Genomic DNA, 13391 nt, shown 5'->3' with positions numbered 1-13391 from the left:
ATCTATATAGATGTACTGGACTGGTGCCCGGCGGGTCCATCCAGCCGGGCGCCAGTCGATGCCGTAAGGTTTATGCCCCGCTGGTCGGATCAGTTCCGTCGATGGCGGGGCGCTCCGCGGTCGTCGGGAAGCGGGTGAGTTGATTTCCACCGCTGACCTGCAAATTCAGGCCCGTGACAAAGCTTTCGCCACACAGCCACAATGCAGCTTCCGCAAAATCATCGGGTTCGCCGATGCGGCCCAGCGGGATTTCCCGCAGATACGCTTCTTCCATGCCACTTACCTGATAGAGCGGTGCAGCCATTTCGGACCGGATCGCTCCCGGCAGGATCGAGTTCACCTTGATACCGCGCGGGCCATATTCCAGTGCGGCATAACGCACCAGGCAATCGACCGCTGCTTTCGAACAGGCATAGGGATAGACCCACTCCATTGTGTGGGTCACCGCCATGGAGGAAAACAGGACGATGGATCCCCCGTTTTTCATGGCTGCCGCGACATTGCGCACGACGTAGACGCTGCCGAAGTAATTCACTTCCATCGCAGAAACCATGGCCGCATCCGGCGTGTTGGCGATCGTGCCGCCGTACGGAAGCGCTGCGGCGTTGACGCAGATGTCGATCCGGCCATATTCCTTCAGGGCGCGCTGCACGATCGCTTGCACATCCTCTTCCTTGGAAACGTCGCATTTCTGCGCCACGCCGCCTGTCTCATCGGCAAGCTTCAGCAACAGATCTTCACGTCGGGCACCGACTACGACCTTGGCACCTTCCTTGGCAAAACGCTTGGCGATTGCCCAGCCTGTTCCCGCTTCGGCGGACGCGCCGAGAATGATCGCTACCTTGCCCTCTAGACGCATTATCTTATCTCCAACATTCGGTTCCCGCTCTGTTTTCAGTCAGGAAACAGCATTAAAACTAACAAAGCATATCGTCTGTCATGTTCGACAATCGATCGCCGTCGCGAGATGCCGACAATGCCAAATCTGTGACATCGAGTACCACGGACGGATCCGATTTGCCGATTGTCGCGTAGTTTTAGACAAGTGACTGTGCGATTGAAATCTCGGAGCGCTGTCGGTCTGCATGCATTGCCGCTGGAGACTAAGAGTTTGTCTCGAAATGCGCCTCCGGCGCATCCGCACCGGCCCACACCCCCACCTGGCCTCCCACAGAGTGTATCCTGAATGGGAGGTCGGGTGGGGGTGAGGGCTGGTGCGGCAACCGAAATGCGCTCTTCCGCGCATTTCGAGACAGCCTCTAACACATGGCTCTTGCAGAGATCGTTGAAAGCAGTCCTATCCCGGTGATCCAGGGAGTTGCCCGCTGGCAACTGATCGATCTGGCGCGGTGGCTCCATGACTTGGCCGACATGCGGAAGCGAAGATCGCCAAGAACTCGTCGGCTAATGTTGCCAAGGACTATTCCACAAACGCTCGCACCGCCCATAGCGGAGTACGCGCCGATAGGCGGCGCCCAAGGTCGTGGTAAGATAACAACGACCCTGAACTTGCCGTCATCGCACAAGTTCATGCAGATGCATGCATGGGGTCTGGCGACAAATATCCATTATCGTTCATATGTGCATCTTCAAGCTGAATTTGCGCTGCTCGATATTCGCGCGGAGGGCATCCATAAGTCCGTCTGAACATGCGACTAAAATGTGCAGCACTCTTAAACCCAGACATATAAGCAATCTCATGTATCGGATAATCGCGCGTACTCTTCATAACAAGCCAATCACGCGCTTTTGGCAGACGGTTCTGCCACAGAAATTCCGAAAACGACGTGTTGTTCGCTTTCAGTACATAGCAAAGATATCGCGGCGAAATACCACAACTGGCCGCAACCTTTTCATAACTTAGTTCAGGGTCAGTTAGGTTCATCAATATATAATTCTCGATATCCATTAATCGACGATCAACGAGACTTTGTCTACGTGAGCCCTCGACATTTATGGAACGCAAATTTTCAGCGATCGCTTCAAGCAGACTTTCGGCGAGAGGCTTGGCTGCCTCCCTGCTGATACGCTCACCGTTTTCGACAAGAATATCGATCAGGCGATTCACCAACTCACCGCCTAACCTGTTCAGGCTGAGCGCGTCAGTAAACTGATCGGCACGCTGCAAATGACTCAGGAACATATCTGGCGGTACTACTGCCTGGAAACTCTCGAAAGGCAAATCGCCTTCACCCTGCAGAGTTGCGAAAAACGGCACGTTCGAGTCGAGAATGCCGAGTTCACCTGCGCGAATAGTGCAGGCACCCTGAGCTCGAACGATTTTCAGGGAGCCACTGCGAACAAACCAAATGATTCGGAAGCCGACTTTATTATCGCGAATATTCTTTGAAGAGCGGCGCAGTGACATGCGGGTGCCCGATTTGAGCCGCGACAACGAGATCGGATAATACAACGCCTTGTGCAAGGTGACGTCCGAGAAATCACCCTCAACCTCAAGTTCGCCATCGAAAAATTCGCTGCGCGACAACTCATCCCAAGACTTGCGCGCCATCTGCGGACTGAGACCATCGCTTGTGTAGAGTTGATGCACTTTCTCTCTCCTAGAATGTCCATGCAGGTTTGCCTGCTTATGTATTCCCGTCAGCTTCAGCCTCGCTTTAGGTGGACTTGCCGACGGAGCACCAAAATTGCGGCTACGGTCAACACCTGTTCGGCTACAAACCAACTTTCTGGAATGACTATTCCTCAATTGGAATGACGTGTCAACGGTGGCCAGGTTTCAAACTGGAATAATCCCCGTGTACGACGTACGTGTGAAGGCCATCCTCGATCGCTCTATCGAAGTCGACTGACCCTACCTCTGGATGGAGGGGCCTACATAAAGGTCCGGCGGGCCGACCGCATCGTCTTGGTCGCCGTCATCATCGCCGTTGGCGTCAACAGTGACGGCCGGCGCGAAGCTCTCAGCATGGCGATCGGCCATTCCGAAGCCGAGGTCTTCTGGACCGACTTCCTGCGCAGCCTTGCCCGCCGCAGTTTGCGCGGCGTGAAGCTGGTCATCTCCGATGCCCACGAAGGCATCGAAGCATCCGTCGCCAAAGCGTTCAGCGCAACCTGGCAACGCTGCCGCCGGGTCGTGTGAATGCCATCATCACGTTGCCTGCCATGGCAGCATGATCAACCCGGCTTAGAGTTTGTCTCGAAATGCGCCTCCGGCGCATCCGCACCAGCCCTCACCCCCACCCGACCTCCCACAGAGTGTATCCTGAATGGGAGGTCGGGTGGGGGTGAGGGCTGGTGCGGCAACCGAAATGCGCTCTTCCGCGCATTTCGAGACAGCCTCTAAGCCGAAAATCGCTTAAGACTACGCCAGCGCACCTACACCATCGGGTGGGACGCCATCTGCCCTTTCGTAGATGCGGAAAAACTGATCACTAAGAAATAGCTTTGGCTGGATGCGGTCAAAACGAAGCGTGTTTGCGCAGAAAATCGACGCTTGTAGGTCCGGAATGCGCAAGCCTTTCGCGCCCCACCTGAGCAGACAGGGTATCGCCCGAACCGTAGGCCATCTGCCAGCGCCTGAGGCGGCGCACAAAAAGGGAAAGGTTGTGCTCCCAAGTGATTCCTATGGCGCCGTGTGCGGCGTGGGCCACGTTAGCGGCGATTGTTGCCGATTCGTTCGCAATTGTCTTCGCTATTGCCGCTTTTACCGCGGTAGGTCCGGGCATGGCCTCAGACAGACCCAGGCTCGCCGCGACATTTGCGATGGCGACTCGTTCGGCAAAGACGCTGATCTGCTGTTGGATAGCCTGGAATTTTGCCAATGCACGGCCGAATTGCTGGCGTTCGTTTACGTACGTGACTGTCATGTCCAGCATATGCGCCATCGCGCCTGCCATTGACGCCGCCGTTATCACCGCCGCCCAATTGAACAGCGTATCTTGTGGAAGCTTGAATTCAAGCAGGGGATCGACCGTTTCATCAAGGGCCGCTTCCATAAATCCGAATCCATCGGCTTTGCTATGCGGAACGTCCTGCGGAACGAGGGCGCGCAGTTCGATGTTTTCGCCCTGCTGAACAAGCGCGTGCGTTGCGCCTTGCGCAACTGGCGGCACAAGCGAGCGTAATCGCCCACTCGGCCCGGTAGGCCAAAGCAGGATCCCGGTTTCGACTGGCAGCCCCTCTGGCGCCAAAGCGCGAGCCACGAGCGTATCGCCGAAAGGCGCCGGCAACAGATGACGACCGCAGGCAATGAGCAGGGGAGCCATGTGGGTGGGAGTGAGGCCGAATCCGTCGCGTTCCTCCGGCACCAAGGCGTCAAGGAAGCCTGACGCGAGTATGTCGTTCCAGACGGAATGGTGAGCGGTTCCGTTTTCCAACTGCCTGACGCGCTCTAACGGCGAGATCTCTTCAAGCAGCCGGGTAAACGGCGCGATGAGTTCGTTGTCCATGTCCATAATTCTCTTCGCTCCAAGCTACATGCAGTCTTGCTTCTCAGGATTTCCCTCTGCCACCTAACGACAGGAAAGGGGTCACTCGGAGTTTGGACGGGTTCCCGCAGGAGGTTCAGGCGGCGTGATACCCATCCGGCCCAGAGTGGCAACTGTTCGGCTGAATTCGGTGTTAGGGCCTAATCCATAGCGCGCGCGGGTCTCGACAGGATGGTGCGCGTCCTGATATGATAAGAAACATTGACCTTTCCGCGCAGACGTTTCGGCATGCGCCGGGATCCGCGTGGGCAAAGATCGATCGAAAAGACTGGTCACTTGGAACTCCCATTGCGCAAGCTCATTTAAGAGGATCGGTTGCGACCTGCGTCATCCAGCGATGCACTCCCAATGGTCTACGCAAGCCATGACACTGTTTAGCGAGTTGCGGCACCACGTTATTCATATAGATTCAATTCCTGAATATATGGCCCATGGGGCAAGACAAGGCATGTAAATGACGGCATCGGTATCTCAATCACGGGCAAACGGAGCGCAACCGAGCGAGCTTGCAACCGATTCGAATGTCAGCCTTTTGGCCGAAGAACCCAATGCACAGCGGATCGGGGCCGTATCGATGACCTTGGCAATTCTTCGTTTGCTGGCTGCGGCGCGGCTTCCGATGGGTGTAAATGCAATTGCTCGTGAACTCTCTTTGCCACCGAGTTCCTGTTTCAGAATTCTAAAACAACTTCAGAATGAAGACTTTGCCGATTTTGACCCTGAGTTGAAGCTCTACTCCCTAGGGAACGGAGCCATCGCCATTGCGCAAGGCGCGCTTGACCCCGCCAAGGCGTTCACTCTTCTTCGTCGCCGGATGGAACAGATTTCGATCGAGCATAGTGTTACGCTCGGTCTGTGGCGCCGCATATCCGACTCCCGCATTTCACTGACGGGTTCAGTCCAATGCAACAGCCGCATGCGCATTCAGATGTCGATCGGGCAGCGGCTTCCTATGCTTATGGGGGCCGTGGGGCGAGCGATCGCAGCCGAGCTGGATATGCCGGAAAGAGATCTCAAGCGGGAGTTTGATTTGCTGCGTTGGCAGGTGCCGATTTCATTCGATGAATATTGCGCTCAACTGGCGGACGCGCGGACCCGCGGATATGCGATTGACAGGAACAATTTCGCCAAGGGTGTTACGACAGTTTCCGTGGCCATACGGGACATGAACGGCACGGTGAGCCATGGTCTTTCCGGTATCATGTTTTCCGATGAAGATGATCACGCGAAAGTGGAGGCGGTTGGTAATGACCTGCTGAAGGTGAAACGCTGGGCCTGCTCGCGACTCCTGACTGTTTAGGGCATTTTCCGACTAATATGGGTCACCATGACCGCCCTTCGCGCCGTCGCCATAGGCCAGTGCCGCGACCAGCGTCGGACGAAACGCCTCGAAACCAACGATCCAGCCCAGCCCTCCAGCGGATCGCCATGGGCCGACAGCCGCTTCAGATGGTCCTATAATTCAAACAATACCGTCTGACGCAATGAATCAAACTACGGTCAGCTTGGCGAGGTTATTTCTTTTGGGGGGCGCGCCTTGCCGGTCGGCTGCAGCATGGCCAGGCAATGGAGCTGAATATCGGGCAGGCTCAAATCGCGGAGCATGTGTAGACAAGTAACCTGGCTATCTGGGTGCTATGTCATAACATGATACTTGCCCGTGGAGCGGGCGGTAATCGCTTCGCGGCCACCAGGCCCACATGGAGCGGTCCTACAGGACGAAGGTGAGCTCTTGACCAAAACCGTTACCACGCTTGATGACAAGTATGTGCAGCCCTCGGGCCGAGTGTTCATGTCGTCGAATCAAGCCCTTGTGAGGCTGCCGCTCGATCAGGCGAGGCGCGATCGAGCGGCCGGCCTGGTGACGTCCGGGTATATATCGGGATATCGCGGTTCACCGCTCGGCGTCTACGACGCGGCGCTCTGGGGAGTGCCAGAACTGCTAGCAGAGCACGATATCCGCTTCGAGCCTGGCCTCAACGAGGAACTTGCGGCCACCGCCATTCGAGGGACTCAGGAGCTCGAATGGTTTGGCAAGTCCCGATTCCAAGGGGTGTTCGGCCTGTGGTATGGCAAGGGCGTCGGTGTCGATCGCGCGTGTGAGGCGCTGAAGCTTGGCAATATGGAAGGCACCTCCGCACATGGTGGATATCTTGTTGTCGCGGGTGACGATCATGGCGGCAAGTCTTCGGCCACTGCCCATCAGTCCGAGCATACCTTGATCGCGGGCTTTATTCCGGTTCTTTATCCTTCCAACACCGCTGAGATACTCGAATATGGCCTATATGGCTGGGCGCTGTCGCGGTACAGTGGCCTGTATGTAGGGCTTAAATGCATAACCGACACGCTTGATCTGAGCGCGTCGGTTGAGTTGCCCGACCCGCACCGACTGTTTGTGCGGCCTGATTGGAAGCTTCCGCCTGAAGGGCTGCACCTGCGGCGCAATCTTTCACCTTTGATGATGGAGGACTGGGTCGTCAACAAGCGGCTACCCGCCGCCGAAGCGTGGGTAAGGGCCAATCCGCTCGATCGTGTCGCGATCGATTCACCGCGCCGCACGCTCGGGATTGTGGCAGCCGGGAAGGCCTATCTCGATGTTCGGCAAGCGCTGTTCGATCTGGGTCTGGACGATGCGCGTTGCCTTGAGATGGGCATCCGCCTTTATAAGCCGGCGATGATCTGGCCGCTTGAGCCCGAAGGCGCAAAGACTTTCGCACGCGGGCATCGCGCCCTGCTGATCGTCGAAGAAAAGCGCCCTGTTGTCGAAGATCAGCTGGCGCGGCTTCTCTACGGGATTGCCGCCGACGATCGCCCCGACCTGATGGGCAAGCGTGACCTGACGGGCCAAACGATCCTTCCATCGGTTGGCGAACTGACGCCGGCGCTGGTTCGCAAGGCGATTTGGGCGGCGCTGAAGCAGATTGACTTGGCAAACGACGACGTCCAGCAGCGCTTCGCCCATTTCCACGACATGGAAGGTCGGGCCTTGACGGTAGGCGGGTCGAAGTATCGCCCTGCCTTTTATTGTTCGGGCTGCCCCCACAACACGAGTACGAAGATTCCCGACGGAAGCATTGCTGTTGCCGCGGTTGGGTGTCACGGACTGGCCGCCTACGTCATGCCCGAACGGCGGACCATGCAGCCTGTCGGGATGGGCGCAGACGGCATGCCATGGGTGTCCGTGGCTCCCTTGGTTGATCGGCAGCACATCTTCCAGAACATGGGTGATGGCACCTATTCGCACTCCGGGATATTGGCGATCCGCGCTGCGGTTGCGTCAAAGGTCAACATGACCTTTAAGATCCTCTATAACGACGCGGTTGCCATGACTGGCGGCCAGCCGGTCGAAATGCATCTTGGGCCCGATGACGTCGTCAAGCAACTGCTTGCCGAGCAGGTGAAGCCTGTGATCTTTGTATCTGACGATCCCGATAAATTCGCGAGCCGGATGCCCGCGGGCGTCGCGGTCCATCATCGAGATGAACTGGATACCATTCAGCGGACCCTGCGCGAGCTGGATGGCGTTTCGGCAATCGTCTATGAGCAAACCTGTGCGACGGAAAAGCGCCGCCGCCGCAAGCGTGGTTTGCTTGAAGATCCGGACAAGCGCGTATTCATAAACCCGGACGTGTGCGAGGGTTGCGGAGACTGTTCAACCCAATCAAATTGTATCTCGATCACGCCATTGGAGACCGAATTCGGGCGCAAGCGTCATATCGATCAGTCGACGTGCAACAAGGATTATAGCTGCATAAAGGGCTTCTGCCCGTCGTTTGTAACGGTCACGGGCGCGAAAATCGCGACCCGCAGCGTTGGCGATCCTACTGTCCTGAACAAGATGATCGACGATCTGCCGCTGCCCGATGTGGTGGCGATCGGAGAGGCAGGCCATAATCTGCTGGTTGCCGGGATCGGTGGCACGGGCGTTTTGACCGTGGGCGCGCTTCTGGGCATGGCAGCGCATCTTGAAGGCAAAGGCTGCACCGTCCTCGACGTGACGGGAATGGCGCAAAAGGGCGGTGCCGTTACTGGCCATATCCGGACTGGACCCCGGCCCGACAGTATCTTTACCTCGCGTCTGGGCATAGGTTCGGCCGATCTGATCCTGGCCTGTGATATGATCGTCGCCAGCGGGGCCGATGTCTTGAAGACCGTCAAGCCAGGCAGGACGGTGGCGGTCGTGAATAGCGACGTGACCCCGACCGGTGAGTTCCAGACCAATCGCAAGATGGATCTCGGCGGCGATCAGCTCGAGGAGACAATCCGCGACGCTTTGGGCGGGGGCAAGTTCCTGCCCGTCCACGGGACGCGGCTTGCCACTGATCTGACAGGCGATAGCATCGCGACTAACGTGTTCATGATGGGTTATGCATCGCAGCAGGGGCTGCTCCCGGTTTCCGTGGCATCGATTGAAGAAGCGATCCGGCTCAACGGCACCTTCGTAAAAGGCAATTTGCGGACATTCGCGCTTGGTCGGCTTGCCGCGCACGCGCCAGAGGCGCTGTCGCGGGTTCTTGCCGGGAAAACCAAGCAGGTTCCGCTCGACACACTCGATCAACTGCTCGAAAGCCGGGTTCGGTTGCTGACCGACTTTCAGGATGCCTCCTACGCAGCCGAATATGTCGATTTCGTGCGAGAGATAGAGCGCGCGGTCAGTGCCAAGAACCTCGATGGCGGTGAGCTGCTCGTTCGGGAAGTGGCTCTGACACTCGCTCGCCTGATGACGTACAAGGACGAGTATGAGGTTGCCCGCCTGCATGCCGACCCCAAATTCTTGGCGCTGCTGCGTGAACAGTTCGATGGGGACTTCAAGATAAAGTTCCACCTTGCGCCACCGATGTTGCCGGGCCGTGATGCATCGGGTCGGCCCAAGAAGCGTGAATTCGGCGGCTGGATGCTGCCGGTGTTTCGCGTCTTGCAGCATTTCAAGAAGCTGCGCGGGACTCCTTTCGATCCGTTCGGCTACACGGCCGAACGGCGCATGGAGCGCCGTCAGATCGCCGATTATAAGGCATTGGCTCGCCAGCTTGTGGAGCAAGTGCAACAGTCGAAGCTGTCGATTGCGATCGAACTTGCTGGCGCGGCTTATGATATCCGGGGTTACGGTCCGGTAAAAGACGCATCGGTTGAGGAATATGAAGCGCGCCGCGCCGCGCTGCTCGCTGCTTTGGAAGCGCCTGCTCAGGCAGCGGGGGTGCGGGCTCTAGTGCCGGTCGTCTGATAACCCCGCCACGCGGCAGGTCTGCCGCGTGGCGGCTACATCCTTAGCGGTCAAGCCATTCGACGACCTCGTCGAGTGACGCGAGCGAAATCCGTTGGATGAGTGGGCTTCGTCGGCAAAACTGAACGATGGATCAGGCACAGCCAGAATGTTCGTCGGCGGCATCGCTGATGAGTTCGCATTTTTGCTGTGTCAAATGAATGTTCGCTATTTTTTGGGGCGGGTCGGCCCGGCGTTGAGGGGCCCGCCACCGTCTCCAGTCTGCCAGCGCGTCGCGGCAACTGACAAACCGGTTCAGTCGGTTCGCAGTGAGAGGCACCAAAACTAAAGGGTCGCTATGGCAAGCGTCATCAGGGCTTTTGACCTTGCACGAAGGGTAAATTGACTAACAGCCGAATGGCGATGCGTTTGCATTTTGGATGACATACAGCGCTGTTTGCCCATCACCGGTCAAATGGCCGTTTTGAAGCCGAAAGATGATATGACGCTCCACGATCTAGCATTCCGGGCCGCGACGCTGCGCATTCTTAGTGAGTTGCCAAAATGACAGATGCCATAATCTGCGAGGAACAGGGTGGGATAGTCACTTTGACGCTGAATCGGCCCGATCAGCGCAACCCAATCTCGGATCCCGAGGTGATCGAAGCACTGATTTCTCATATCGAAGCTGCCGATCGGGATATTGCGGTGCGGGTCGTCATTCTCACGGGCCGTGGAAAGGCGTTCTCCACCGGCGGTAACATCGATGCGATGAAGCTCGGGGGCGGACTGAACGATCCCCTTGGCGCGAACACGCGACGCAACTACCGCAACGGGATTCAGCGGTTGCCGCTGTTGTTCCAATCGCTAGAGGTTCCCGTCATCGCGGCCGTCAATGGGCCTGCAATCGGAGCGGGGTGCGACCTTGCCTGCATGTGCGATATTCGTATTGCTGGCGAAAGTGCGAAGTTTGCGGAGAGTTTCGTGAAACTTGGGATCGTGCCGGGCGATGGTGGCGCATGGCTGCTGCCTCGAGTGGTGGGCTTTTCCAAGGCTACTGAAATGGCTCTTACGGGGGATTTATTGAGCGCCACGGAAGCGTTGGCCTGCGGTCTTGTTTCCCAGGTGGTGCCGGACGACATGCTGATGGGGCAGGCCAGATCGGTGGCTTCGCGTATTGCCGCCAATCCGCCACACGCTGTGCGAATGACCAAGCGTTTGCTGCGCCAGGGGCAGACGGACAGCCTCTCCGGCATACTCGAAGCGTCTGCGGCCGCGCAGGCCTTGTGTCATAGTACCGAGGATCATGCCGAAGCAGTCTCAGCTTTTCTCGAGAAGCGATCGCCGCGGTTTACAGGCAAGTAAAGGATGGTCGCGTGAGCAAGGATCAGGGCATCACACAACTGCGCGAAGAACTGCGCGGGTGGCTGGCCGATAATGTTCCGCCGGACTGGCGTGATCGCCAGTCCGGCGACGATGTCGAGGGGTTTCTAGCTTCTCAGCGAGAGTGGCTTAGCAAGTTGGTGGCCGGCGGATATGCTACGCCGCACTGGCCGAAGGAATGGCCCGGCGGTGGCCGCTTGCTGGGCGAGCAGGTTGCGATTTTCGAGGAAATTGCGCGCGCGGACGCACCACGGATGAGCCTTTTCTTCGTGTCGCTTTACCATGCTGCAATGACATTGATGGAATGCGGAACGGAAGAGCAGAAGGCACGCCATCTGCCCGCAATTCTCAAAGGCGAGATCTGGTGTCAGGGCTTTTCCGAGCCGAACGCCGGGTCAGATCTGGCATCTCTGCGTTGCAAGGCCGAGCGCCGTGGCGACCATTATGTCGTCAGCGGCCAGAAGACATGGTCGACGATGGGGCAATTCGCCGACTGGTGCCTGCTGCTCGTGCGCACCGATTCGAGCGGTCCGAAACAGGCCGGAATCACGTTCCTGTTGATGGACATGAAGTCCAAGGGTGTCGAATGCCGACCGATCAAGCAGATCACGGGTGACGAGGAATTCGCCGAGATATTCCTTGATTCCGTTGAAATTCCTGTCGAAAATCGCGTTGGCAAAGAAAATGAAGGTTGGCGCGTGGCTCAGGCCACATTGTCATCGGAACGCGGCCTGACGGCTGTCGAACTGACCGAGCGCTTGGCCCGTTCACTCTGGCGTCTGGTTAGCCTGGTCACGGCAGAGGGTCTGGAAACAGACCGGCTCGATGATGAGGCACGGCGTCAGATTGTCGACATAGCATCGCGGATCGAGGGGCTGCGCGCGCTGATCTCGTCGCTGACAGTGCGCCGCATCGCCGGCATGGAAGCCGTCGGAGACGCATCGATCATCAAGCTTGGGTATGCACGCATCTTGCGCGACTTCACGGCACTTGGCCTGCGGCTGCGCGGCATGTCCGCCATGCGGGAGATGAACTATGTTCTGGGGGCCGGATATGAAACCAGCAACTGGATGTTCGACTTCATGAATTCCTATCAGTGGAACATCGCCGGAGGATCAAACGAGATCCAGCGTAACATCGTTTCAGAGCGTGTTCTGATGATGCCGCGGGAGAAACTGGCATGACATCCGAAAACATGCCGGTTGAATTGATCGAGCCCGAAGAACTGCGCAGCAGCGCAGCGCGTTTGCTAGCAGACAAGGTCGATCGTCGTGCTCCCTGGAGCGAAGATGACACGGCCCAGTCGCCCGATGACCTTTATGGCGAGATGGCCAATCTCGGGTGGTTCATGCTCACGGTTCCGACCGAGAATGGCGGGCTGGGCCAGAGCTTTGCGGCACTCGCTCCGATATATGAAGAAATGGGCAGGGCGCTATCGCCGCTTCAGATTTCGCAGACCATGGCGGCTGTCGATATATTGGTTGCCGATGGAGGGACGGATGCCAAGGCTTTGCTCGATCGGATAGCCGAAGGGTCGGCGCGGGTCATCGTGCTCGAAGGCGATCAGTCGATGCAGACCGTCCCGGAAGCTTGTAAAGCCACTACGGCACTTTTACTGCCCAGCGACGCGCACGCACAGATTCTCATAATCGACATGGCGCAACCGGGCGTCATCGTGGAGAACGCTCTGACCTGGGACCGCAGCAGGCGCTATGGCGACGTGTATCTGACGGGCGTTGCTTCGGTTGCGCTGTCGCTCACCGTCGAAGAGGCATCTCGCGTCGTACGCGGGCATGACGATCTCGCCATTGCGTGGGATTCAGTCGGAGGCGGCCGTCAGGCACTCGACGAGGCTGTCGAATATATGGGGACACGCCAGCAGTTCGGCCGGCCGATCGGATCGTTTCAGGCGTTGAAGCACCGCGCTGCCGACTTGAAGGTGAATCTGGAGATCGCACGGGCACTGACCGAGCACGCAACAGCGGCCTTCTCGGCTCGTCGTGATGACTGGAGTACGCTCGCCGGACAGGCCAGACTGCTGGCGGTGGATGCGTTTCGGGCCATCGCCGAGGAATCGGTACAGTTTCACGGAGGCATAGGCTTTACCTGGGAGCATGATGCACACATCTTTCTGAAGCGCGCATTGATGAACGAAATGATTGGCGGTCCACCTGAGAAGATACGCGATCGTGTGGCTTCCAGCATCATGTCCCGGGCGCTTGCCCGGCAATAGTCGCGAATGAATCGCATACCCGACCAGCCCTGTCGAAGCGCTTTGGTTCAAAAGGTCGGGTGAGATATTTCAGGTGAAGACTGGCCGCAACTCTGGTCACGCCCGCGATGGGACTACGGAGATG

8 protein-coding genes and 1 pseudogene are annotated in these 13391 nt (G+C 57.8%); 6 read left to right on the top strand and 3 right to left on the bottom strand.

Annotated elements, in window-relative coordinates:
- Positions 1-70: 70 nt before the first annotated feature.
- Together ACODSR_RS02865 and ACODSR_RS02860 are read right to left on the bottom strand one after the other, a co-directional pair.
- A complete protein-coding gene (locus ACODSR_RS02865) occupies positions 71-859 on the bottom strand; it encodes an SDR family NAD(P)-dependent oxidoreductase (protein ID WP_489073566.1) in 789 nt (262 codons plus the stop codon).
- Positions 860-1528: 669 nt separating this feature from the next.
- Positions 1529-2551, bottom strand: coding sequence for an AraC family transcriptional regulator (locus tag ACODSR_RS02860; protein WP_489073564.1), 1023 nt, complete (start codon positions 2549-2551; stop codon positions 1529-1531).
- Between the two features lie 214 nt (positions 2552-2765).
- Here ACODSR_RS02860 and ACODSR_RS02855 point away from each other — a divergent pair.
- Positions 2766-3091, top strand: a pseudogene (locus tag ACODSR_RS02855) (transposase); the annotation flags it as partial.
- Between the two features lie 331 nt (positions 3092-3422).
- On the opposite strand, the gene ACODSR_RS02850 reads toward ACODSR_RS02855, so the two are convergent.
- Positions 3423-4412 (bottom strand): acyl-CoA dehydrogenase family protein, encoded by a 990-nt coding sequence (locus tag ACODSR_RS02850; RefSeq protein WP_489073562.1) that lies wholly within the window; start codon positions 4410-4412, stop codon positions 3423-3425.
- Between the two features lie 493 nt (positions 4413-4905).
- On the opposite strand from ACODSR_RS02850, the gene ACODSR_RS02845 reads away from it, so the two are divergent.
- From ACODSR_RS02845 to ACODSR_RS02825, 5 genes are all read left to right on the top strand, one after another.
- Positions 4906-5751 (top strand): IclR family transcriptional regulator, encoded by an 846-nt coding sequence (locus ACODSR_RS02845; RefSeq protein ID WP_489073560.1) that lies wholly within the window; start codon positions 4906-4908, stop codon positions 5749-5751.
- A gap of 432 nt (positions 5752-6183) precedes the next feature.
- Entirely contained in the window at positions 6184-9672 is a 3489-nt protein-coding gene (locus tag ACODSR_RS02840) for an indolepyruvate ferredoxin oxidoreductase family protein (protein ID WP_489073558.1), read from the top strand.
- 543 nt (positions 9673-10215) lie between these two features.
- A complete protein-coding gene (locus ACODSR_RS02835) occupies positions 10216-11016 on the top strand; it encodes a crotonase/enoyl-CoA hydratase family protein (protein ID WP_489073556.1) in 801 nt (266 codons plus the stop codon).
- Between the two features lie 11 nt (positions 11017-11027).
- A complete protein-coding gene (locus ACODSR_RS02830; RefSeq protein ID WP_489073554.1) occupies positions 11028-12218 on the top strand; it encodes an acyl-CoA dehydrogenase family protein in 1191 nt (396 codons plus the stop codon).
- Positions 12215-13267 carry an acyl-CoA dehydrogenase family protein gene (locus ACODSR_RS02825; protein ID WP_489073552.1) on the top strand — a complete coding sequence of 351 codons (1053 nt, stop codon included), beginning with the start codon at positions 12215-12217 and terminating at the stop codon, positions 13265-13267. Before ACODSR_RS02830 ends, ACODSR_RS02825 begins: the two co-directional genes overlap by 4 nt.
- The last annotated feature ends 124 nt before the right edge of the window (positions 13268-13391 follow it).

The organism is Sphingobium sp. FG125 (assembly GCF_057809795.1).
This window is presented reverse-complemented; position numbering and strand designations above follow the sequence as displayed.

Coding starts and splice junctions, on each gene's coding strand:
- ACODSR_RS02865 (WP_489073566.1), bottom strand. CDS start 859: ATGCGTCTAGAGGGCAAGGTAGCGATCATTCTCGGCGCGTCCGCCGAA.
- ACODSR_RS02850 (WP_489073562.1), bottom strand. CDS start 4,412: ATGGACAACGAACTCATCGCGCCGTTTACCCGGCTGCTTGAAGAGATC.
- ACODSR_RS02845 (WP_489073560.1), top strand. CDS start 4,906: ATGACGGCATCGGTATCTCAATCACGGGCAAACGGAGCGCAACCGAGC.
- ACODSR_RS02835 (WP_489073556.1), top strand. CDS start 10,216: ATGACAGATGCCATAATCTGCGAGGAACAGGGTGGGATAGTCACTTTG.
- ACODSR_RS02825 (WP_489073552.1), top strand. CDS start 12,215: ATGACATCCGAAAACATGCCGGTTGAATTGATCGAGCCCGAAGAACTG.